The sequence below is a fragment of the Fibrisoma montanum genome (genome assembly GCF_003583365.1).
Classification (GTDB): Bacteria; Bacteroidota; Bacteroidia; order Cytophagales; family Spirosomataceae; genus Fibrisoma; species Fibrisoma montanum.
This window is the reverse complement of sequence record NZ_QXED01000003.1, coordinates 409,498-428,266: the sequence shown is the minus strand read 5'-3', so window position 1 is coordinate 428,266 and position 18,769 is coordinate 409,498. Positions and strand designations below refer to the sequence as shown.

General features: G+C 54.4%; 30 protein-coding genes. 20 read left to right on the top strand and 10 right to left on the bottom strand.

The window, feature by feature from the left end; all coding sequences use genetic code 11:
* Positions 1-36: 36 nt before the first annotated feature.
* The 10 genes from DYU11_RS11800 to DYU11_RS11755 all read right to left on the bottom strand — a co-directional run bounded on the left by DYU11_RS11800 (position 37) and on the right by DYU11_RS11755 (position 8,697).
* Entirely contained in the window at positions 37-1,620 is a 1,584-nt protein-coding gene (locus DYU11_RS11800; protein ID WP_119667874.1) for an NAD(P)/FAD-dependent oxidoreductase, read from the bottom strand.
* Positions 1,621-1,736: 116 nt separating this feature from the next.
* The gene (locus DYU11_RS11795) at positions 1,737-2,666 is read right to left on the bottom strand and encodes a bifunctional riboflavin kinase/FAD synthetase (protein WP_119667873.1); all 930 of its coding nucleotides are present in this window, start codon (positions 2,664-2,666) and stop codon (positions 1,737-1,739) included.
* On the bottom strand, positions 2,663-3,355 hold the full coding sequence (gene truB, locus DYU11_RS11790; protein WP_119667872.1) for a tRNA pseudouridine(55) synthase TruB: 693 nt from the start codon (positions 3,353-3,355) through the stop codon (positions 2,663-2,665). Before truB ends, DYU11_RS11795 begins: the two co-directional genes overlap by 4 nt.
* A 66-nt stretch (positions 3,356-3,421) precedes the next feature.
* Positions 3,422-4,282 carry an undecaprenyl-diphosphate phosphatase gene (locus DYU11_RS11785; RefSeq protein ID WP_119667871.1) on the bottom strand — a complete coding sequence of 287 codons (861 nt, stop codon included), beginning with the start codon at positions 4,280-4,282 and terminating at the stop codon, positions 3,422-3,424.
* 75 nt (positions 4,283-4,357) lie between these two features.
* Positions 4,358-4,699 (bottom strand): DUF3098 domain-containing protein, encoded by a 342-nt coding sequence (locus tag DYU11_RS11780; RefSeq protein ID WP_119667870.1) that lies wholly within the window; start codon positions 4,697-4,699, stop codon positions 4,358-4,360.
* Between the two features lie 110 nt (positions 4,700-4,809).
* The gene (locus DYU11_RS11775) at positions 4,810-5,691 is read right to left on the bottom strand and encodes a cell division protein FtsX (protein ID WP_119667869.1); all 882 of its coding nucleotides are present in this window, start codon (positions 5,689-5,691) and stop codon (positions 4,810-4,812) included.
* Between the two features lie 160 nt (positions 5,692-5,851).
* Positions 5,852-7,183, bottom strand: coding sequence for a site-specific integrase (locus tag DYU11_RS11770; protein ID WP_119667868.1), 1,332 nt, complete (start codon positions 7,181-7,183; stop codon positions 5,852-5,854).
* Positions 7,180-7,491: a helix-turn-helix domain-containing protein gene (locus tag DYU11_RS11765; protein ID WP_119667867.1), complete on the bottom strand. Its 312-nt coding sequence runs from the start codon at positions 7,489-7,491 to the stop codon at positions 7,180-7,182. Before DYU11_RS11765 ends, DYU11_RS11770 begins: the two co-directional genes overlap by 4 nt.
* 44 nt (positions 7,492-7,535) lie before the next feature.
* Positions 7,536-7,940: a hypothetical protein gene (locus DYU11_RS11760; protein ID WP_119667866.1), complete on the bottom strand. Its 405-nt coding sequence runs from the start codon at positions 7,938-7,940 to the stop codon at positions 7,536-7,538.
* 1 nt (position 7,941) lies between these two features.
* Complete coding sequence (locus DYU11_RS11755) at positions 7,942-8,697, bottom strand: XRE family transcriptional regulator (protein WP_119667865.1); 756 nt, start codon at positions 8,695-8,697, stop codon at positions 7,942-7,944.
* A gap of 109 nt (positions 8,698-8,806) precedes the next feature.
* On the opposite strand from DYU11_RS11755, the gene DYU11_RS11750 reads away from it, so the two are divergent.
* The 20 genes from DYU11_RS11750 to DYU11_RS11660 all read left to right on the top strand — a co-directional run bounded on the left by DYU11_RS11750 (position 8,807) and on the right by DYU11_RS11660 (position 18,740).
* Positions 8,807-9,055, top strand: a complete 249-nt coding sequence (locus DYU11_RS11750; protein WP_119667864.1) for a hypothetical protein — start codon at positions 8,807-8,809, stop codon at positions 9,053-9,055.
* Positions 9,052-9,714 (top strand): antA/AntB antirepressor family protein, encoded by a 663-nt coding sequence (locus DYU11_RS11745; protein ID WP_119667863.1) that lies wholly within the window; start codon positions 9,052-9,054, stop codon positions 9,712-9,714. Before DYU11_RS11750 ends, DYU11_RS11745 begins: the two co-directional genes overlap by 4 nt.
* A gap of 12 nt (positions 9,715-9,726) precedes the next feature.
* Positions 9,727-9,918: a hypothetical protein gene (locus tag DYU11_RS11740; RefSeq protein ID WP_119667862.1), complete on the top strand. Its 192-nt coding sequence runs from the start codon at positions 9,727-9,729 to the stop codon at positions 9,916-9,918.
* The gene (locus DYU11_RS11735) at positions 9,918-10,229 is read left to right on the top strand and encodes a hypothetical protein (protein WP_119667861.1); all 312 of its coding nucleotides are present in this window, start codon (positions 9,918-9,920) and stop codon (positions 10,227-10,229) included. The genes DYU11_RS11740 and DYU11_RS11735 overlap by 1 nt, the downstream gene beginning before the upstream one ends.
* Before the next feature lie 30 nt (positions 10,230-10,259).
* Positions 10,260-10,748: a hypothetical protein gene (locus DYU11_RS11730; protein ID WP_119667860.1), complete on the top strand. Its 489-nt coding sequence runs from the start codon at positions 10,260-10,262 to the stop codon at positions 10,746-10,748.
* A gap of 12 nt (positions 10,749-10,760) precedes the next feature.
* Complete coding sequence (locus DYU11_RS11725; protein WP_119667859.1) at positions 10,761-11,228, top strand: hypothetical protein; 468 nt, start codon at positions 10,761-10,763, stop codon at positions 11,226-11,228.
* On the top strand, positions 11,206-11,340 hold the full coding sequence (locus DYU11_RS33800) for a hypothetical protein (protein WP_262697104.1): 135 nt from the start codon (positions 11,206-11,208) through the stop codon (positions 11,338-11,340). The genes DYU11_RS11725 and DYU11_RS33800 overlap by 23 nt, the downstream gene beginning before the upstream one ends.
* Positions 11,341-11,354: 14 nt before the next feature.
* Positions 11,355-11,633: a DUF6948 domain-containing protein gene (locus DYU11_RS11720; RefSeq protein ID WP_119667858.1), complete on the top strand. Its 279-nt coding sequence runs from the start codon at positions 11,355-11,357 to the stop codon at positions 11,631-11,633.
* On the top strand, positions 11,612-12,055 hold the full coding sequence (locus DYU11_RS33465; protein WP_199736712.1) for a hypothetical protein: 444 nt from the start codon (positions 11,612-11,614) through the stop codon (positions 12,053-12,055). Before DYU11_RS11720 ends, DYU11_RS33465 begins: the two co-directional genes overlap by 22 nt.
* 65 nt (positions 12,056-12,120) lie before the next feature.
* Complete coding sequence (locus DYU11_RS11710) at positions 12,121-13,125, top strand: hypothetical protein (protein WP_119667857.1); 1,005 nt, start codon at positions 12,121-12,123, stop codon at positions 13,123-13,125.
* Positions 13,125-13,376 carry a hypothetical protein gene (locus DYU11_RS11705; protein ID WP_119667856.1) on the top strand — a complete coding sequence of 84 codons (252 nt, stop codon included), beginning with the start codon at positions 13,125-13,127 and terminating at the stop codon, positions 13,374-13,376. Before DYU11_RS11710 ends, DYU11_RS11705 begins: the two co-directional genes overlap by 1 nt.
* Positions 13,377-13,408: 32 nt before the next feature.
* Positions 13,409-14,584: a DNA polymerase III subunit beta gene (gene dnaN, locus DYU11_RS11700; protein WP_119667855.1), complete on the top strand. Its 1,176-nt coding sequence runs from the start codon at positions 13,409-13,411 to the stop codon at positions 14,582-14,584.
* Between the two features lie 12 nt (positions 14,585-14,596).
* Positions 14,597-15,271, top strand: coding sequence for an FAD-dependent thymidylate synthase (gene thyX / locus DYU11_RS11695; RefSeq protein WP_119667854.1), 675 nt, complete (start codon positions 14,597-14,599; stop codon positions 15,269-15,271).
* Positions 15,268-15,735, top strand: a complete 468-nt coding sequence (locus DYU11_RS11690; protein ID WP_119667853.1) for a pyrophosphohydrolase domain-containing protein — start codon at positions 15,268-15,270, stop codon at positions 15,733-15,735. The genes thyX and DYU11_RS11690 overlap by 4 nt, the downstream gene beginning before the upstream one ends.
* Positions 15,725-15,949: a DUF3310 domain-containing protein gene (locus DYU11_RS11685; protein WP_119667852.1), complete on the top strand. Its 225-nt coding sequence runs from the start codon at positions 15,725-15,727 to the stop codon at positions 15,947-15,949. Before DYU11_RS11690 ends, DYU11_RS11685 begins: the two co-directional genes overlap by 11 nt.
* 47 nt (positions 15,950-15,996) lie before the next feature.
* Entirely contained in the window at positions 15,997-16,191 is a 195-nt protein-coding gene (locus DYU11_RS11680) for a hypothetical protein (protein WP_119667851.1), read from the top strand.
* Positions 16,188-16,493, top strand: coding sequence for a hypothetical protein (locus DYU11_RS11675; protein WP_119667850.1), 306 nt, complete (start codon positions 16,188-16,190; stop codon positions 16,491-16,493). Before DYU11_RS11680 ends, DYU11_RS11675 begins: the two co-directional genes overlap by 4 nt.
* Positions 16,494-16,498: 5 nt before the next feature.
* Positions 16,499-16,705: a hypothetical protein gene (locus tag DYU11_RS11670; protein WP_119667849.1), complete on the top strand. Its 207-nt coding sequence runs from the start codon at positions 16,499-16,501 to the stop codon at positions 16,703-16,705.
* Between the two features lie 5 nt (positions 16,706-16,710).
* Complete coding sequence (locus DYU11_RS11665) at positions 16,711-17,163, top strand: hypothetical protein (RefSeq protein WP_119667848.1); 453 nt, start codon at positions 16,711-16,713, stop codon at positions 17,161-17,163.
* Positions 17,160-18,740, top strand: coding sequence for a DEAD/DEAH box helicase (locus tag DYU11_RS11660; protein ID WP_119667847.1), 1,581 nt, complete (start codon positions 17,160-17,162; stop codon positions 18,738-18,740). Before DYU11_RS11665 ends, DYU11_RS11660 begins: the two co-directional genes overlap by 4 nt.
* Positions 18,741-18,769: the final 29 nt, after the last annotated feature.

The window sequence follows — 18,769 nt, the reverse complement described above, 5'->3', positions numbered from 1 at the left end:
TCGCACGTAGCCTGCTGAAAACTGTACGCAGAAAACTTAATTATACAGCTTAACCAATTCTTCGGCGCAACGTTCACCATCCATAGCTGCTGAAACAATCCCACCCGCAAAACCGGCTCCTTCACCGCAGGGGAACAGCCGGCTGATCTCGACATGTTCACACGTATCGCGGTGCCGCGGGATACGTACCGGCGACGACGTACGACTTTCCACGCCAATCACCTGGCCATCGTTGCTAAGGTAGCCCCGCATCTTTCGACCGAAATCCCGCAACCCCTGTTTCAGCGGTTGGGCGATGTGATCCGGCAGTACGTCGCTCATGTCGACCGACGCCAACCCCGGCTGGTAGGAGGTAGGCAGCAGCTCGGCCGAAACCCGACCACTCACAAAATCGGCCACTCGCTGCGCCGGAGCCGTCTGGGCCGGCCGTTTGCCGTTGTCATTACCCAGCCGGCAGGCCCAGCGCTCCAGTTCCTGCTGTAAGGCCAGACCGGCCAGCGGCCCTTCATCACGGTACGGCTTCAGATCATCGTCCGCAATGGCAACTACCAGTCCGGAATTGGCGAACTTTGAATCGCGACGGGAGGGCGACATACCATTAACAACAAGTTCGCCGGGGGCCGTTGCAGCCGGAACGATAAAGCCTCCCGGACACATGCAGAACGAAAACACGCCCCGCTCCACCCCATTGAACCGAGTCTGGGTTACCAAACTATACGAAGCAGCGGGGAGGTGATCGCCCCGTTCGGGCCGGTGGTACTGCAACTGATCGATCAGGGCCTGCTGGTGTTCAATACGGACGCCCATGGCGAATGGCTTGGCTTCGATACGAACCCCTTTATCATGCAGGAGGTAAAAAATATCCCGTGCCGAGTGACCCGTAGCCAGAATTACCCCAAGACCGGGCCATTCCCGACCGTCGGCCGTAACGACGCCTTTCATCTGATCCCCGGCCATCAGAAAATCCGTGACGCGCGTATCGAAGTGAACCTCACCACCGGCATCCAGAATGCTTTGTCGGAGGTCGGCCACTACGTTCGGGAGTTTGTTGGTGCCGATGTGCGGATGCGCATCCACCAGAATCTGTTCCGTTGCGCCGTGGGCCACCAGAATTTCAAGAATGCGCCGGACGTCACCCCGTTTGGTCGACCGGGTGTAGAGCTTACCGTCTGAATACGTACCGGCTCCTCCTTCGCCAAAGCAGTAATTGGATTCGGGATTCACGACGTGGTCTTTGTTGATGGCGGCCAGGTCGCGCCGACGGGTACGTACATCGCTGCCCCGTTCCAGCACGATGGGTTTCACGCCCAGCTCAATCAACCGGAGGGCCGCAAATAAGCCGGCGGGTCCAGCCCCCACAATGATCGCCTGGCGGGCCTGACTGACGTTTGGATACTGCTTCTGAAAGCTGAGCAGAGGGGGTGGTGGAGTGCCTACAAAAACGTCGGCGTCGATGTGGACACGTACCTGACGGCCACGGGCATCGATGGACTGGCGACGTTTGCGCACGACCGCCGAACTGTCGGCAGGTAGCCGGAGATGCCGCAGGGCCTCCGTTCGGAACGCTGTGTCGTCGTTGGCCTGCTCGGGAAGCAGGCTGAGGGAAATCTGGTGTATCATCGTGTTTCGGACGGGTATTTATCCCGCAGGAAAAGAGAACGTCAACCCCAATGGGGCTCTATTCTTAACAAACCGACGGTTTTGTGAGTTCAGCCAGGCCCCCGCCGACGTACGTATCAGCGACCCAGAGCGGCCCTGGCCTGTTCTTCATCGCGCTTCAGCTGGGCCACCAGAGCGGGCAGTCCGTCGAACTTCTGCTCCGGCCGGAGGAATTCCCGGAACAGCAGCGTCAGGTGTTCCCCGTAAATGTCCCGGTCAAAATCGAAAATATACGTTTCGATGGTCTGGTGCGTACCGGCCACGGTCGGGCGAAAACCAATGTTCAGCATACCGCCATACGTACTGCCGTTGTAAAGCACATCAACCGCATACACCCCGTTGGCCGGAATCAGCTTCACGGGGTCATCGACCTGCATGTTGGCGGTGGGGTAGCCGATGGTCCGGCCGAGCTGCTGCCCTTTTATGATGGTACCCGTCAGGTTATAGGGGCGCCCCAGAAACAGGCTGGCCGCGTGAATGTTGCCTTCGTTCAGAGCGGCCCGGATTTTGGATGAACTCACGCCCACGGCATCGACATCCTGCCGGGGAATCTCTTCAACGTCGAAGCCGTATTCGTGCTGGTGCTGCTGGATATAGTCGAACCCACCCTGCCGGTCCTTGCCGAAGCGATGGTCGTAGCCGATCACCAGTTTTCTGGTGCCTATGGCGTCGATCAGAATCTGCCGGATGAATTCTTCGGAGGTTAACTGCGAAAACGACCGCGTAAAAGGAATCACAATCAGGTGATCGACGCCCGCCTGTTCGAGTCGTTCAATTTTCTCGTCGAGCGTCGAGAGCAGCTTCAGATTCTGACTATCGTTGGAAACGACCGTACGCGGATGCGGCCAGTACGTCAGCACCACGGATTCGCCCGCGTTGGCCCGGGTTATTTCAACTAATCGCGCCAGAATGGTCTGGTGGCCAAGGTGTACCCCGTCAAACGTACCGCTGGTCACAACGGCGTAGGGAAGGGGCTGGATGGTATCAATGCCGCGGTGGACAATCATGCAGGAAAATGTTCGGCGCGGTAGCGTTCGATGAACCCGTCAACGCTATCGGCATCTTTTACAACGAATTCGCCGATTCGGGTACGGCGCAGGTTTGCCAGGTACGCGCCGTTGCCCAGCAACAGGCCCAGATCACGTACCAGACTACGAATATACGTGCCTTTGGAACATACAATGCGAAAATCGACCGCCGGGAACCCATCGGTCAGGACGTTGAAGGTCGACACCGTCACCACGCGGGATTTGATTCCTTCGGCCGTTTCGCCCCGGCGGGCCTTTTCATACAGGCGTTCGCCATTGACCCGAATGGCCGAGTAAATAGGCGGAATCTGCTGAATCTCACCGGTTAACTGGCGGGCTGCGGCCTGAATTTGCTCAGGCATAATGCCCGTTACGTCGAACTCCGCATCAAAGGCCGTTTCCAGATCGACGGAGGGAGTAGTTTTGCCCAGCACGAGCGTACCGGTGTATTCTTTTTCCTGGGCCTGGTATTGATCAATCTGCTTGGTCATTTTACCGGTGCACAGAATAAGCAGACCGGTAGCCAGCGGATCGAGCGTACCAGCATGGCCAATCTTCTTGAATTTACAGGCCCGGCGCAGCTTATTTACCACGTCGAACGAGGTCCACTCAAGCGGTTTATCGATGAGGATGAGCTGGCCGGGGTCCGTTTGGGATTCTTGATTCATTACGTACAAAAATAGAACGCTGCTTAAGCCGGTATTTATGTACGTAAGCAGCGTTCTGTATACTTGCTATACAATCTCCAGTTTCACCCCGGCCGCGACCAGGCCCAGCAGCAGCAGACCCAGCGCAATGCGGTAATAGCCGAACACCTTGAAGCCGTAGCGGTTCAGGAAGCCGACGAACCCGCGGATGGCCAGCAACCCCACCACAAACGCAATGGCATTGCCGATCAGCAGCGTCTGGTAGTCGGCCGGCTGAAGGAGCGTATACGTTTTGAGCAGCTTATAGCCCGATGCGGCCGCCATGGTCGGTACGGCCAGAAAGAATGAAAATTCGGCGGCTTGCTGGCGGGTCAGGCCCTGGGTCATGCCGCCGATGATCGTTGCCGCCGACCGCGATACGCCGGGAATCATGGCAATGCATTGAAAGAAACCTACTTTGATGGCTTCGGGAAACGTAATGTCATAATCGCGGGGTTTTTCGGCAAAAATCCGGTCGATGAACACCAGTACAATGCCACCCAGCAGCAGCATTACCGCCACAACGACGACGTTTTCCAGCAGTGAATCAATGAAATCATTGAGTAAAAAACCAATTACAGCCGCGGGCAGAAACGCCACCAGGAGTTTCAGGTAAAAATCGACCTGACTCGTGTAGGGGCCAATCAGCCGTTGCAGCCCACGGGGCAGATTGCGGTACCAGGCCACCGAATCAGACGTACGGGTGTCGCGCAGAAACCGCCGGTAGTACAACACCAGGACGGATAAGATGCAGCCGAACTGTATATCGACGGTGTAAAGCTTGGTGAATTCGTTTCCGGCGATGCCGGCGAGGGAAGAGTAGATAATCATGTGGCCGGTCGAGGAAACCGGCAGGAATTCCGTTAGTCCTTCGATGATGGCCAACGCAATCGCGTGAATTAAATCCATTCGGTCAGGTAAGTGATCGGGCAAAAATAGCGGTGCCACCGCTACTTGCTGTGGCACCGCTCAGTTTTTTTTCACTTACCCTTTGTTCGGACGGGCGAGGATGGCGAAGAATTCAAGCACAAAACCGCTCATCACAACCAATGGGCCCAGTGTCAATCCCAGAAATCCGAAGCCAAATTCTTCCTTGTCGAGGCTCATGATAAAGAAGCCGGCGAGGATGAGTCCAATGCCCGCCAGCATCAACTGATAGTTCCGGCGGCCAAACGGCAGCGCGGCCGAACCGTTCGAGTCCGAAACCGTCGACGCGGGCCGGGTCGTGGTTGCTTTGGAAACCGGCGGAGTCGTAACGGGAGCCGTTTTCTTGGCCGGCTCGTCGCGAGTCAGCGTTGCTGAGCTATATGCTTTGTCTTTTGCCATGTTCGTTCGTTAATTTTATAGTATCTATCTGGGTGGACCTCAGTGAACAGTCCGGTTTGTATCAATAAACTACCCTGAGCCGGAAACGTTTACGGCCCACTCGTGCGGCTCTATCCGTACATTTCATCAACGGAAAGGCCCAGGTATCGGTTCACGGCCTGCAACGTACTGATCAGGCCGATCAACACGCCCAGTCCAATCAATCCGCCCATCAGCATGGCAATCTTATCGGGCTCCTGCAGCGACGCCAGTTCGGGCAGGTTGCTGATGGCAACCTGAATCAGCACGAACAGCAGTATGCAGGACGCCAGCCCGCTGATGAGTCCCTGTAGCATCCCCCGGGCCAGAAACGGGCGCGTAATAAATCCGTTGGTAGCCCCGACCAGCTGCATGCTCCGGATCAGCAGCCGCTGCGAATGCAGCGCGAGCCGGATGGTGTTGTTCATCAGCACGACGATGATCAGCAGCAGAATTACGGCGAACACCGCCATTACGATATAAATCCGGGTGATATTCCGGTTGATGTTATCGACCAGGTTCTCCTGATAAACCACTTCAAATACACCGTCCAGTTCTTCCAGATTCTGCTTTACTTCCAGGAGTTTAGCCTCCGCAAAGTAGTCTTCAGTCAGTTTAATCCGGTAGCTGTCGCGCAGGGGGTTTTCGCCCAGAAACTGGGAAAAATCTTCTTTGGTTTCAGCAATGAACTCTTTGGCCGCTACGTCTTTGGTTACCAGCGTAATCTGCGGTGAGCTGTTGGACTTCAGCACAAACGGCCGTTCGGCAATGGTTTTGTACAGTTTCTGAAGTTTCGACTCGCTCAGGTCTTTATCCAGAAAGGCCCTCACTTCGTAGTTCTCGCGGATGTACGTTACCAGCCGTTTCGACTGGATGGCCAGTAACCCGCAGAAACCAATTAAAAACAAAGCCAGCGTCAGGCTAAACAGAATCAGACCGCTGGGATACGCACCTACTTTCTTTTTACGAGCCATTCAGGGGTTCGTGTTTTGGACAAAAATAACGGATTCCGCCTTGGTACGGCTTAATTTAACAAAATTTAGGAAGTTGGTAGATATTTTTGGGGAGATAGGTGCAAATTGATACTATATGGTTAAGTAGGCATTTGAATATTCACCTAAATACCGGCATTTTTTAACGTGATTTGACCCCAACGCTTTTTGTGGGGTCAGCAGTCCCCCGTTTCGATTGCTGCCAGGCGGCTACGCTCTGCGAGACAATCATGTGATTCGGTACCTTACTATACTTCTGGGTTGAGGAAATGGTTTTGTGACCCAGCAGGTCCTGCAATACTTTGGTGGGCAGACCGCCCTGGGTCATCAGCGAACCGAATGTACGCCGGGCGGTGTGGCTGGTCAGGGTCAGGTACAGTGCCACGTCGTCCGTAATGAGTTTGCCCTTGTAGTAGCTACCCACTAAGACAGTTCGCGCCAAGCCCGCCTGCTGACCGATGTGCTGCAAGTACGTCGTGTAGTTAAACCGGGGTTCGGGTGGATGGCGGGGAACGGGACCGTTCAGTAGCTCCAGCGCATCATCCAGCAGGGGCACGGTGACCAGCTTGCCGGTCTTCTGCTGGATCGCTTCCAGACAGGTAAGCCCGCCGACGGTGGTCAGCGTGGGGTGCATGAGCTGGTGCAGATCAGAGTGCCTGAGACCCGTGTAACACGCCATGAGAAAATACCAGCGGGTTTCTTCCATGGTTTGCAAAAACGCTTTGGGGTAGGTCGGCTGAGGTTTTCGAAGCGTGGCCGTTCGGATCGCTTCAAGATCGCCGTGGGTCAGCGTCGGTCGGAGCGTATCACCGACCAGCCGGGTTTCAAGCCAGGTATAATCGGGGGGCACCGGACAACCCGACCGGATGGCGTACTTAAGCATGCCCCGTAATAGGCTCACGTAGGTGTGCAGCGTAGCGTCGGACAGTTCCAGTTCTTCCTGCAAGTAGACTTTGAACAGATTCAGCGTGTTTATGGTCAGGTCCGGCCAGTCAATACCCAGCCGGAACGCGGCCAGGTGGTCACCGACAATGCCGACCGATTCGCACCATGATTCAGACCGATCCGCCCGGCGTTCGGCTACGTACTGCGTAGCGAAGCTGGAAAGGGCCGGGTAGGTGGGCGCAGCAGGCGGTTCAGGCGCGGAAACAATTCGTTTGGCGCGGCCCAACACCTCTACCTGAATGCGTTTGATTTCAGCCCGTACCTGATCCTCGGTAGGCAGTAGGGGTGCCTGCTCAAAGAACTGCTCCAGTTCATCGCGGTACTTGCTCAATCGGCGGTTCGCATTTTTTGCACCGGGGGCCGTGCGCCGGATGCGCTCTTCGTCGGAGTCCCAGAACAGCGGGGCAATGCGTTCACCGGTGGCCGTACGCACCTTCCGACCCTGCCAGCAGACGCGCAGGTGAATCGGTGCCGTACCATCGTCACCGAGTCGATCTTCCCGCAAATACAGGGTAATGGCAGGCGTCATGCCGTAGCCACGCGGATGATGTACTCAGTGGAGCCCGGTGTTTCCCGCACTTCCAGATGCGCTTTCTGGGGTTTTAATAGCATGGGGCCTTCGCCTAAGAACAGCCAGGTCGGTGAGCATCCCAGATCGGACAGGGCATACAAGACGGTAAAGCTGAATTCGGAGCGGCCGATTTCGATGTTGGAGACGGTCGTTTGCTCAACGCCTAGCTGAGCAGCCAGTTCGGACTGGGAAAGACCAAGCCGTTTACGGAACTCGCGGAAGCGCTTGGATAGATCAGCCGCTTTCGGATTACGAGTGAGGGGCATACAGTATGTTTTTAGGTGGTAAGTTGGGACAAATGAAAAATGTGTTATTTGAGGGTAAGGGATTCAATGGTTAATGTTAAATATTGAGGGAAATCGTTTTTGTTAATTCCTGTATAAAAATGTTTACTTAAATGATCGTCTTTCAGTTCAAATTTATATTTAGAGACAAGCTCAATAACATGGTCTTGTTTTAATAGATCAGATTTAAATTTCAACGAAAGCATAGTTCCTCTACGAAACTCATACTCATCATTTAAAAGGCTCCTTGTAAAAGGTGCTATGTCAATAACTTCACTGTTATATCGAAGAACGCCGAGAAAAATAGTTACACCATTGTTGTCTTTCACCAATGGGCTTTTAGTAATCGTTTCCCCATTATATCTATACGTTTCTGACTTTTGTGCTACGCAAATAGTGGTCACTAATGTTAAAAGTAAAGCTAGTTTCATATCAATTAGTGGTTTGGTTCCAATATCCTTTAACTAAAAATACACGTTGTATATCATTTTTCTCAACGGGGTAGGGCGGTTGGCGTTTATTTTCACTGACCAGCATAACTTTCGATTCATCCCCCTCGCAAGGTTGAATGTACTTTAATACACGGTGACCAGGATAGGCTACCATATATATCTGACCGTAATCAAAATACTTCTTTGACTCAATCGGATAAATGAAAACGGTAGCACCGGGCAGTATTCGATCATACATAGAATCACCCCAAACTTTACAGGCTATGCAGCCAGCGAATTCGGGTGCATAGATATATCCAGCGGGGTTATCGGACTCATCAAAAAACACCTCAATCTTTCCGGCTGTAACTTCTACATCATAAAAAGGGATGTAACTGCTTTTTTCATAAATGAGGTTGGAATCAGCCTGAACATTGTGCTTATATGAATCCTCAACTCTCTTATAGTCCGCAATTTTATAGAGCGGCTTATGTTCTTGAGCTTGCAAAGCGCCATTACGCTCTTCAATGAGATCGTCTAGAGATGTCTCGTAAAGTTTAGCCAAACTTGCCAATACTGATATAGGAGGTATATTAGTATTGCTTTCGTACAGACTAATCATCTGCTTTGACTTGCCAAGATTCAAGCCCTTTAAATGCTCTGCCACGTGCTGTTGCGTTAATTTTTTTGATTCACGCAACGCCTTCAATTTAGCTCCCAGGGACATTTCTTCAATAGCAGATACATAGTCAAGCATAAAATATCAAGTTTTGCTTGACAAGTTCGGTAAAACTTGCTTACCTTTGGTTCTATAATTTGACAAGCGGACGAATGAACGCTTGAATGCACGCAAAAATACACGAACGATGGTCGTAAGCAAGAACATTGAGCAATCTCTTCGTGAGCGGCTGGCGCAAACCGAAGGGGGAATTAAGGCGGCAGCCGCCTTAGGAGGCATCTCGGAGCGGGCCGCTCAGAAAATCATGCGCTTTGAAAACGTCACCCAGCCAACCTACGACGCTTTCATTAACGGTCTGGATCGGCTGGAACTAGCCGAACTGCAACGCAGGCAGGAAAACGAACGTAAGGCGGTGTCAAAATCACTGGTAGCATGAACGCACTGGTCACAATTGTAGAGCGCGATGGGCAACAGCTTGTCGATGCCCGCGAACTGCATGGTTTTTTGGAAAACGGGAAGCGTTTTGCCGACTGGATAAAGCTACGTATAACCCAGTATGGACTTGTCGAAGGTGTAGACTATTCTTCATTTCACCAGATAGTGAAGCGAGAAAAAGGCGCAACTACCCGCACCGAATACGCCCTCACCCTAACCTGTGCCAAAGAGTTGGCGATGGTGGAAGGAAACCGAAAAGGCAAAGCCGCCCGGTTGTATTTTATTGAGTGCGAACGCAGGCTTAAGGCCGATTCGCTCCACAGCCGGGTTGACGTGCTGGAAGGTCAGGTAGCATCCCTGCAACGGCAGATAGCCGGCTTACGCCCGGCGACAACTCAACCCAACCCCCCAACACGGCACTTGCCGGCCCGCCAGTACATTGAGTTTGAACTGGTGCCAAAATTCTTCAAAGCGCCGGAAACGTACACCGATGAGTTCTGGACGGTTCCGCAGGCTATCAGCTTCCTTGAGCAAAAAACAGGGGCCAAGAAGCTCAACCGCTACCGCGTTGGCAAGGCCATGACCCGTATTGCCGGTCGTCGGTTTCAGAAGCGAATCAATGGTAAACATCCCTGGGGCTATTCTATCACCTTACTTTAACCACCTAATCCAATGTCAGATCAACTCCAACACCCGATCAACATCGCCCAACGCCGGGCCGAACTCCTCGACTGCATTCGTGACAACGCTGTCAATCTGGCCGATGCCGTACGGCAGGCCAAACAGGAGGGCCTTGTCGTCTTTGTTGACGTTGTTGACACCTGCGAATCTGGTTTTAAAATCCACATCACCCAGGTCGTCTAATGGATTTACTGCAAGCACTCACGGCACTTCCCGAACTGGTCAAAGACTTTCGGCAGGTGAGGTCTGACCTGAAAGAAATTAAGTCTCGCGTTGATGCCCACCCCGACATTCTGAGTGTACAGGCTATTGTTGAACGCTCTGGTTTTTCTCAGAATGTCGTACGTGGATGGATAAATGACGGTCGACGGATACCCGGCACGACCCGGGTCGAAAAGTTAAAAATTATTGACGGAATCAGTGATGGTAGTCACCGGGTACGCTGGCAGGAATGGCAGCGCTGGCTTTCCCTGTTCCCCGACATTCAAGCGTAAAATTTTCACCTCTAATACCACCTAATAACAATGGAATCTGCAAGTGACATCATGCCGTCGGTCATTAAGCTTCAGCACCTGACCGACCTCTCAAAATCTGATCTGGCCATCATGGCAGCGGCTACCGTGGAATACGCCGTCGAAGGCGGGCACGATACGCTGGCCTTGCTGGGGCTGGCTACCAAACTCGAACTCTACGCAGCCGAGGTAAAGAAACAGGCTAAAACAGCCGCCTTGAATGAGCTGGCCACCTACGGAAAGGGGGGCGTTGCCAAGGCCGGGGTAAAGCTGCAACTCGCTGAGGTCGGTGTCAGCTACGACTACACCCATGATCCGGTCTGGCAGAGCCGCAACGCCGACGTGACAGCGGCCAAAAGCTTGCTGAAAGACTGGGAGGAACTGCTGAAGAAAATCCCCCACGGCGGCATGGTCATCAGTGATCCCGATACGGGTGAGGAGTATACCGCCCACCCGCTCCTGCGTACAGCCGAAGAATCCATCAAAGCTTCCATCCTCTAGACTCCTACCACCATGCCAACCGTATCAACCGCTACCAGTCTGGCCAATCAATTCTGGCAAACGTATGCTTTTGAGTTGCCCGGGGACGATAACGACCCGGGCAAGGGTTCCGACTGGATTCGGGACCTAAGCACCCTTTTAAACGAGTGGCCGATCACGGCCGCTGGCAAGTCCGATGAAGCGCAGCTCATGCTGGGCTTTGAGGTGGCCTTCTCGTTTTTTCAACTACGCTTGTCAGGCGTATACTACGCGTCGGAGGTGTACAAGTGGACCTACCGGTTCATGCCCCTGCTGTTCACCCGGTACCGCCAGTCCGACCGCATCTTTCGGCTGATGGGCATTCGGCAGGCGATCGTCCTGCAAGCCAATACGTATGCCTATATGGCGGCCGGTTGGGAGAACTGGATTTCGGAGCCGCTGAACGTAACCAAACACGCCTACCTGGACGGCATTGACTATGCAGCGGCCTACCCCAACTGAGGATGAGCGGGGCTTTCCGCCCCTGTGGTTCAAGTGTCTGAGCTTCTTTCTGGGCTGCTATCTGGTCGCCTACTTTCTGGTAACTATCTATGTCAAGTTTTTCAAATCGTAAACCAATTCAATTTCATGAAATCAATCCTAGTTACAACTGAGCACCGGGGCGTATGGTACGCCGAAGTTGAGGAGTCAACCGACCTGTCACAATCAACGCTGAAAGACTTGAAGAATTGCCGGATGGCCATTTATTGGGGTACGACTAAAGGCCTGCACCAGCTGGCCGAAACGGGGCCTACCAACAACAGTAAGATTTCAGCACCCTGTGACATTCTGGTACTCCATAAGGTGACAGGTGTGTTTGCTGTAACCGATGAAGCAAAAGCCAAATGGAACAAGTCGAATTCTTAACCTACGGGGATGTGATTGATTCAGGTGCCTGCCACGATGGGGTGGTGGGTGCCTGTGAAAAAGCCAGAGTGTGGGCCGGGCCTGTCGATACGATGCTAAAGCGATTTCGTGGAAACGAATCCTACATTTTAAAGGCAGCCAATTTGAACGGCTCCGGCGACGGCTCCGGCTACGGCGACGGCTACGGCTCCGGCGACGGCTCCGGCTCCGGCTACGGCTCCGGCTACGGCGACGGCTACGGCTCCGGCGACGGCTCCGGCTACGGCGACGGCTACGGCTCCGGCGACGGCTCCGGCTCCGGCTACGGCTCCGGCTACGGCGACGGCTACGGCTCCGGCTCCGGCTACGGCGACGGCTACGGCTCCGGCGACGGCTACGGCTCCGGCGACGGCTCCGGCTCCGGCTACGGCTCCGTAATGTAATTCTCGATAAACGCCCGGCCGGTTTAGCCGCTGGCCGGGCTTCATTTTCAAATCCTAAGTCTATCATGACACAATCACTCATACCGACTTCGACATCGGACATTCAGACGGTTGCCCAAAATCTGGCCCAATCAGGCTATTTCAAAGATGCGCAGGATGCTACCAAGGCATTCGTTAAAGTGCTGGCCGGGGCCGAGCTGGGCCTGCCTGCCTTTCAGAGCATGTCCGGCATACACATCGTGCAGGGTAAGCCGGTGCTGGGTTCGGGTCTGATCGCTTCCATCATTAAACGGTCGGGGCGTTACAATTACAAAGTGGTGGAGCATACGGCGGAGGTCTGCCGGCTGGACTTCTACGAGAACGGTGAACTGATTGGCACCTCGGAAATGACTATGAAGGAAGCCAAAGCCGCGAACATGAACATGGAATGGAACCGGGATAAAAACGCATGGCAGGAGAAAGCCACCTGGAAGAACTACCCTAAAAACATGCTGTTTAACCGGGCCATTTCCAACGGCGCCAAGTGGCATTGTCCGGACATCTTCGGAGGGCCGATCTATTCGGAAGGCGAAATTGAAGAGCGCGAGCCGGTACAGGACGTAACAGCTGAGGTGGTGCATGAGGCCAAACCCGTTGCTCGACAGGCCTACGAACGGCCTGAACCGGCTGAGGTGCCCACCAAACCTGCGCCTGCCACCGGCAAGAAAGCAGTGGCCGATCAGTCGAAAGTGGTCGATGCTTACATGAAGGACATCAGCAATGCCAATGATGATACATCCTTTGACTGGCTCGAATCGGCCATCGGTCAGGACGGCCAGATTCCCGATCAGGCCCGCCAGTTGTTGATCAAAGGCAGCATTGACCGGCGCATTCAGCATCACGTGCATGATCTGGATTCGGTCAACGTCATTAAAAAGCGCATCGTTGGCTGGGCCAAGCTGCTGGGTCAGGACACGACTGCCGACCTGCTGAAAGACCTCATCGAAGCAGCTGGCAACTTGGGCATCAAGTACGAGAATAAGCAGTTCTACATCCCCGAACCGGCCGAGGCCGTAACCGATGCCGCCTGATGAGTCAGCTAATTACGCCCGATATAATTGATACGGTTCTTGATGAGCTTAAGGAAATGGGCTACAAAATTGAGCCGCCCAAACTTGATGGCCCTACGTCGGTGGATTGGGCCGATGATGTCGACAACGAACCCGCCACTATCGTCTTTCAGGCGAGCCGATCCATCACCGACGAATCCGTAGTGGAAGAGCTACAGCGTCTGCACGACACCTACGGCTACCGGTTAGCCGAAAAACTACGCAACCTCTAACGGGGCCGGTCTGGCCCCACTTCTTTCCCCCAATGGCTAAAAAACAACCGGCCCCCCAGACGGGGCCACGGCTCGTCTTTGTCGGCTCCAGTCTTAAAAAAGCCCTCCAGTTCTGCGGTGGGGCCATGACGCCAAACCCGCTCGTGCCGGTCGCTGAAAACGTGCGCATCGTAGCTCAGAACGGGCAGGCTACGCTCACCGGTACCGATATGCGCATGACCAACTCGGTGACCATCGACTGCGAGCTGATGGGTACCAGCGCGGAAAGCCTGACGGCGCTGTTACCCTACGCCCTGCTGAACTCGCTCATGAGTTCGCTCACGAACGATCCGGTGATCGTGTCGATCGATGAGACCAGCTACGGTCACACGATTTCGGCCAAAACCGGTACCTACAAAATGACCGGCGAAAACCCGATCGACTTCCCAAGGGGCGTAAAGCCGGGCAGTGAAGAGCCCCTACGGTTAACCCTGTCCGGAACCGAGCGCGCTGCGTTTATGACCGGGCTGGCCAGAACCGTCTTTGCCGTCGGCACGGATGATCTCCGCCCGGCCATGACCGGCGTGAGTCTACGGGTAACCCCCGGGGTCATCCGGCTTTGCGCCACGGACGGGCACCGGCTGGCTCTGACCCGGCTGCCGGTTGAGCTGGCTACCGAGCTGGAGATCATCCTGCCCGCCAAGTTCACCCGGGCGCTGTTAAAGCAGCTCGCCGATACGGGCGAAGCCTTGCCGCTGGAGCTGGCCATTTCGGGCAATAGTTTGTCAGCCACCATCCAGCACTACCGCATGGAAACGCTGTTGATCGACGAGCGCTTTCCCGACGTGGAAAACGCCATCCCCGTGAATCAACCCATCGAAGTGCGCTTTCAGAAAGAGGAGGTAGCTGACGCCCTGAAGCGGGTGCTGCTGTTTGCCAACCGCACTACCTGGCAGATTCGACTGGCCATCTCCGAGGGTACGCTGACGATCTCGGCTGAAGACCTCGACTACTCCCACGAGGGCACCGAGATTGTGGATTGCCAGCTGACGGGTGATCCCATTACGATCGGCTTTAACGGCAAGCTGTTTGCCGACTGTCTGGCCCATACCGAGGGGGATACGGTCCGGCTAAAGCTGACCTCGTACAACCGGGCGGGTCTGCTATACGGTGCGTCGGAGCACAGCTTCGCGCTGGTCATGCCCTGTCTGTTGAATAGTATCGCTTAACTCCAATCATCCATGAATGTAAAGCTCATTTCCATTACCCAGTCGCTAATCGAGGAAAAGCAATTATCGGCTGAAGACCTGATCGTTTACACGGCTAGGGTTAGTAATCCCTCAAATCAACTTAATACAGAAACATCCGATAAGCTTATTGCCTACCTGATTCGCAATAAACACTGGTCACCGTTTGAGATGGTCGATATGACCGTCGAGATTGTAACCAGCCGGGCTATTGCAGCTCAGATTCTGCGGCATCGTAGTTTCTCGTTTCAGGAGTTCAGTCAGCGGTACGCCGAGGTTACCCAGATGGAACCGGTACAAATCCGGAAGCAAGCGGATAAGAACCGTCAGAGTAGTACTGAGGAGTTTGATCCCGTGCTTACCATTGACAGTGGCAATGATTTCGTGTCAGATGTGGCCTCGATGGCCATTGAGGATCATTTGCAATACAGTCAGAACTTGTACAAGTCGCTGCTACAGGCCGGTGTAGCTAAAGAGGTAGCCCGTATGGTGCTGCCCCTGACGACTCAGACTACCATCTACATGAAAGGTAGCGTACGTAGCTGGATTCACTATCTGCAAATCCGGTGCGATGAGCATACGCAGGCGGAACATAGACAAGTTGCCTGTGCCATTCTCGACTGTTTCAAAACGCAATTTCCTAGCATCTCTAAAGCCCTCGAATTATGAAAACCTCTATTGAGCAAGTACAGGAGTTTCACGAAGTATTTAATCATCCGGTTGCTGAGAGTCCCACTATTCCCGATCAGGCGACGGTTGATTTCCGGGTCAAGTTCATCCGTGAAGAGTTGGACGAATTAGTGAAAGCTGTTGAAGCGGGCGACCTGGTAGAATTGGCTGATGCGCTGGGCGACATTCAATACGTGTTGGATGGGTTCTTTCTGAACGCAGGCCTGCACGAAAAGAAAGATGCCATCCTGACGGAAATCCACCGCAGCAACATGAGCAAGGCTTGCCATTCGATTGAACACGCAGTCGAGACTATGAATGCACTAGGCCGGGATGGGTATGAGTGCTACTACCAACAGATTGGTGGCAAGTACATTGTTAAACGCCGGTCGGATGGCAAAGTAATGAAAGCGCTGGGGTATTGTAAGCCAAACCTAAAACCGATAATCAATCATGCAAAATGACCCCGTAAACCATCCGGCTCATTATACGGATGGACAGATCGAAGTAATTGATTTTATCGAAGACAAGAAGCTTGGTTTCTGCTTGGGTAACGCCGTCAAATACATTGCCCGGGCGGGTAAGAAAGACCCCACCAAAACGGTGGAGGATCTACAGAAAGCCAGATGGTACCTAGACCGGGAGATTGCCCATCATAAGGCGCAGGGAGGGGCATAACCATGTAGTAAAATACCACTATCAAACGTATCTTACTAATGTCACTCATGTTCCATCCCTCCCATTCCGCATCGCTGCTGCTGGTCACCCTGCTGGTAGTGATCGTCTGGACCGCGCTGGTGATTCGCCGGCTGGGATACCGCCCTGGCCGGCGCTACCGCCCGACCCTGGGCTTTCGGCTGGGCAATCTGGCCGGCCTTGTGATGCTGATCTGGTCCACGCTAAAAAACCGTACCGTATGAAACGCCAACCCAAATACCAGATTGTGGCCAAAGGCCCGTTCGTGGAACTGACCCGGACGGCTACCACCGAAACCCAGTGCCGGCGCATTCTGAAACTGATCCGGCAGGCGCACCTGTCGGCGCTGGATTACAACATGCCGAAACCGAAACGCCCGCCTAATCGGCCGGATCGATTTGGGAAATTTGGTCGCCAAGAAACTTATAAAGCCCAGATGGCCAGCTGGCAGGCCTACCGGGCCGATCCTGAAAACCGCCTGAGCGTTCAGATCATCAACCTTCAACAGCAATCAACTAACAACTAACCATCATGAAAACAATAGCCTCACTAAGTACCATCACTTTGATTCTCGTTTTCTACGCCGTTTTGCTGGCATGGCCGGTTCAGCTGCTTTGGAACGATGTTGCCGTTCGGCTCTTTCACATGCCGGTGCTGGACTTCTGGGACGCGCTGAAGCTAAGCCTGCTGTGTTCGATTCTGTTCAAAGGGGGCAGTAGTTCATCCAAGAAAGAGTAACCGGTATGATAAGTAAGAAGATCATTTATGGCTGTGAGGGTCGCGGTGATGCGGGTATACCTTATTTGACCCGGTATACGCTTATTCAGCGTAAAACATGGCAGTTATGCTTACACGTTTTCCACCGGTCAGATCATCCGGATTTTCACGATCACCCCTGGAACTTCTGGACACTGGTTTTGTGGCGGGGGTACATCGAACGGTTGCCCGGTGGTAAGTCCCGTCGCATTTGGCCGGGCATGCTTCTGTACCGGCCGGCTACGCACGCGCACTGGGTACAACTGCACCCTATATATGACCGAAACACCCAGGACCGGGCCAAAATCGGTAAGCGTTTAGGCGAGCGAACAGCCGTAACGCTGTGCCTGATGGGCAGACGTAGACGCGTCTGGGGATTTTTCACCGAAGGGAGCTGGGTAACCTGGTACAACTACTTTATTAAAAAAGGCTGTTTATGATCCAACTACGACCTTACCAGCTTTCCGCCATCGAGATGCTGCGCGATTCGTTCCGGGCCGGTCATCGCCGGGTAGTGCTGTGTCTGCCCACCGGGGCGGGAAAGACCAAGACGTTTAGTCACATGGTCGATGAGCACCTGGGGCGCAATCTGACCAACCGGGCCTTGATCCTCACGCACCGCATCGAGCTATTGACCCAGGCGGGCGGGGCGCTCTCGGAGCGGAACCTGCGCATCGAACGCATCACGGCCGACAACCGGCACATCAACCGGCGGGCGCGCTGCTTTGTGGGCATGATCGATACCTACATGAAGCGCATCGAAAAGATGCCCGACCTGGCCGCGGGCCTGACGATGGTGATCATCGACGAGTGCCACATGGGGAACTTCAAGCGGTTGTTCCGCTACTGGGATGAACAGGCGCTGAACCCGGTGGTGATCGGAGCCACGGCGACCCCCATCGCGGCCAGTAAGAAAGACCCGCTCTCGAACTACTACTCGGATATCGTCTGTCCGGTGCAGATTCCGGAGCTCATCGAGATGGGCTTTCTTTCCCCGGCAGTTACCTTTTCCGCCAAACAGGTCGACCGCTCGAAGCTCAAAGTGGACAAGAAAGGGGAGTACTCCGATCAGTCTCAGATGGACGTGTTTGCCAAGCGTGAGGTGTACGCCGGTCTGCTGGACAAGTACCGGGAGTTTTGCCTTCGAGACCGTGGCGACGGACCGCGCCACCCGCTGAAAACGATCGTCTTCAACGTGAACGTCGAGCACAGCCTGGCCGTCACCGAGGAGTTCAACCGGGCGGGTATTCCGGCCCGGCACCTCGACGGCGACACCGATCCCGATGAGCGCGAATCAATCATTATGGCTTTCAAGAGTGGCGCCTTCCCGGTGCTGTGCAACGTGGGCATTCTCAACGCCGGTTTTGACGATCCGGCCGTCGAGTGCGTAGTGATGAACCGGGCCACCACCTCGGAGGCTTACTGGCTACAGGCCTGCGGGCGGGGGAGCCGGATTGCGCCCGGCAAGGATCACTTTAGGATTCTGGACATGGGCGGCAATTACCGCGAGCTGGGCCTGTGGGAATCGCCCCGGGACTGGCGGGCCAAGTTCGAAGGGCGCAAAGGTACCTCCCAGAAAGAAGGCGTGGCCCCGGTCAAGGATTGCCCCAGCTGCGAGGCCATCATCCGGGCCAGTGCACCCATCTGCCCCCAGTGCCAGTACGAATTCCCCAAAAAGGAGAGCGCGCCATCGGTGGGCATCGACGCTGAATTTGAAGTCGTGGCGGATTTTCGGGAGGTGCTGAAGCTGGATAGGGCCGCCAACTGGCCGGAGCTACGTGTTGAACAACTCGAGCAGATCCGCAAAGCCCGTGACCGTAAGAAAGGCTGGATGATCCACATCATTCGCCAGCGGGCCCAGAGCGAAGCGCAGTTCCGGGATGAACTCCGAGCCGCGGCTGACCTGTGGGGCTACAAAAAAGGCTGGGAAAACTACCAGCCCTACCAGCTGCCCATCCTGCAGCCCAGTCACGATCTCGAAGCGCATCCCTTCCGGCAGGCATCGCCGGCTTACTAAGCTTTATAAATACGCTTGATAAGCGTAAC

What these genes read in the sequence shown, in the direction of transcription:
- DYU11_RS11800 (WP_119667874.1), bottom strand. Translation starts at nt 1,620, where the DNA reads ATGATACACCAGATTTCCCTCAGCCTGCTTCCCGAGCAGGCCAACGAC.
- DYU11_RS11795 (WP_119667873.1), bottom strand. Translation starts at nt 2,666, where the DNA reads ATGATTGTCCACCGCGGCATTGATACCATCCAGCCCCTTCCCTACGCC.
- truB (WP_119667872.1), bottom strand. Translation starts at nt 3,355, where the DNA reads ATGAATCAAGAATCCCAAACGGACCCCGGCCAGCTCATCCTCATCGAT.
- DYU11_RS11785 (WP_119667871.1), bottom strand. Translation starts at nt 4,282, where the DNA reads ATGGATTTAATTCACGCGATTGCGTTGGCCATCATCGAAGGACTAACG.
- DYU11_RS11780 (WP_119667870.1), bottom strand. Translation starts at nt 4,699, where the DNA reads ATGGCAAAAGACAAAGCATATAGCTCAGCAACGCTGACTCGCGACGAG.
- DYU11_RS11775 (WP_119667869.1), bottom strand. Translation starts at nt 5,691, where the DNA reads ATGGCTCGTAAAAAGAAAGTAGGTGCGTATCCCAGCGGTCTGATTCTG.
- DYU11_RS11770 (WP_119667868.1), bottom strand. Translation starts at nt 7,183, where the DNA reads ATGACGCCTGCCATTACCCTGTATTTGCGGGAAGATCGACTCGGTGAC.
- DYU11_RS11765 (WP_119667867.1), bottom strand. Translation starts at nt 7,491, where the DNA reads ATGCCCCTCACTCGTAATCCGAAAGCGGCTGATCTATCCAAGCGCTTC.
- DYU11_RS11760 (WP_119667866.1), bottom strand. Translation starts at nt 7,940, where the DNA reads ATGAAACTAGCTTTACTTTTAACATTAGTGACCACTATTTGCGTAGCA.
- DYU11_RS11755 (WP_119667865.1), bottom strand. Translation starts at nt 8,697, where the DNA reads ATGCTTGACTATGTATCTGCTATTGAAGAAATGTCCCTGGGAGCTAAA.
- DYU11_RS11750 (WP_119667864.1), top strand. Translation starts at nt 8,807, where the DNA reads ATGGTCGTAAGCAAGAACATTGAGCAATCTCTTCGTGAGCGGCTGGCG.
- DYU11_RS11745 (WP_119667863.1), top strand. Translation starts at nt 9,052, where the DNA reads ATGAACGCACTGGTCACAATTGTAGAGCGCGATGGGCAACAGCTTGTC.
- DYU11_RS11740 (WP_119667862.1), top strand. Translation starts at nt 9,727, where the DNA reads ATGTCAGATCAACTCCAACACCCGATCAACATCGCCCAACGCCGGGCC.
- DYU11_RS11735 (WP_119667861.1), top strand. Translation starts at nt 9,918, where the DNA reads ATGGATTTACTGCAAGCACTCACGGCACTTCCCGAACTGGTCAAAGAC.
- DYU11_RS11730 (WP_119667860.1), top strand. Translation starts at nt 10,260, where the DNA reads ATGGAATCTGCAAGTGACATCATGCCGTCGGTCATTAAGCTTCAGCAC.
- DYU11_RS11725 (WP_119667859.1), top strand. Translation starts at nt 10,761, where the DNA reads ATGCCAACCGTATCAACCGCTACCAGTCTGGCCAATCAATTCTGGCAA.
- DYU11_RS33800 (WP_262697104.1), top strand. Translation starts at nt 11,206, where the DNA reads ATGCAGCGGCCTACCCCAACTGAGGATGAGCGGGGCTTTCCGCCCCTG.
- DYU11_RS11720 (WP_119667858.1), top strand. Translation starts at nt 11,355, where the DNA reads ATGAAATCAATCCTAGTTACAACTGAGCACCGGGGCGTATGGTACGCC.
- DYU11_RS33465 (WP_199736712.1), top strand. Translation starts at nt 11,612, where the DNA reads ATGGAACAAGTCGAATTCTTAACCTACGGGGATGTGATTGATTCAGGT.
- DYU11_RS11710 (WP_119667857.1), top strand. Translation starts at nt 12,121, where the DNA reads ATGACACAATCACTCATACCGACTTCGACATCGGACATTCAGACGGTT.
- DYU11_RS11705 (WP_119667856.1), top strand. Translation starts at nt 13,125, where the DNA reads ATGAGTCAGCTAATTACGCCCGATATAATTGATACGGTTCTTGATGAG.
- dnaN (WP_119667855.1), top strand. Translation starts at nt 13,409, where the DNA reads ATGGCTAAAAAACAACCGGCCCCCCAGACGGGGCCACGGCTCGTCTTT.
- thyX (WP_119667854.1), top strand. Translation starts at nt 14,597, where the DNA reads ATGAATGTAAAGCTCATTTCCATTACCCAGTCGCTAATCGAGGAAAAG.
- DYU11_RS11690 (WP_119667853.1), top strand. Translation starts at nt 15,268, where the DNA reads ATGAAAACCTCTATTGAGCAAGTACAGGAGTTTCACGAAGTATTTAAT.
- DYU11_RS11685 (WP_119667852.1), top strand. Translation starts at nt 15,725, where the DNA reads ATGCAAAATGACCCCGTAAACCATCCGGCTCATTATACGGATGGACAG.
- DYU11_RS11680 (WP_119667851.1), top strand. Translation starts at nt 15,997, where the DNA reads ATGTTCCATCCCTCCCATTCCGCATCGCTGCTGCTGGTCACCCTGCTG.
- DYU11_RS11675 (WP_119667850.1), top strand. Translation starts at nt 16,188, where the DNA reads ATGAAACGCCAACCCAAATACCAGATTGTGGCCAAAGGCCCGTTCGTG.
- DYU11_RS11670 (WP_119667849.1), top strand. Translation starts at nt 16,499, where the DNA reads ATGAAAACAATAGCCTCACTAAGTACCATCACTTTGATTCTCGTTTTC.
- DYU11_RS11665 (WP_119667848.1), top strand. Translation starts at nt 16,711, where the DNA reads ATGATAAGTAAGAAGATCATTTATGGCTGTGAGGGTCGCGGTGATGCG.
- DYU11_RS11660 (WP_119667847.1), top strand. Translation starts at nt 17,160, where the DNA reads ATGATCCAACTACGACCTTACCAGCTTTCCGCCATCGAGATGCTGCGC.